Annotated in this window: 1 protein-coding gene; it reads right to left on the bottom strand. The window is 54.9% G+C overall.

The features are described 5' to 3' along the window. The coding region (locus BHE85_RS19215; RefSeq protein WP_146628274.1) for an IS3 family transposase at positions 1 to 344 on the bottom strand (344 nt) is incomplete at both ends.

Below are 344 nucleotides of genomic sequence, written 5' to 3'. Positions count from 1 at the left end.
CACAGCAGAACTCGAACCCGTCAGAGCACCATCGCTGATTGCTTTCTTTCACGGCCACTCTGCCTGTATGTGCCCGTTTCGATGGCGGTACAGCAGGTTTTCGCTCAAGCAACAGCGCATTCTGGCGCATGATCCGGTAAACACGTTTGGCATTGATCGCAGGCATACCATCAAGTTCTGCCTGTCTGCGAAGCAGCGCCCATACCCGACGATAACCATACGTGGGCAGCTCTCCGATAACATGGTGTATACGGAGAAGCACATCCGTATCATCAGTGTGACGACTGCGGCGGCCATCCATCCAGTCATCGGTTCGTCTGAGAATGACGTGCAACTGCGCACGC

Origin of the sequence: Shigella sp. FC1567 (assembly GCF_001743015.1) — a bacterium.
Taxonomy (GTDB): Bacteria; Pseudomonadota; Gammaproteobacteria; order Enterobacterales; family Enterobacteriaceae; genus Escherichia; species Escherichia coli.
This window is presented reverse-complemented; position numbering and strand designations above follow the sequence as displayed.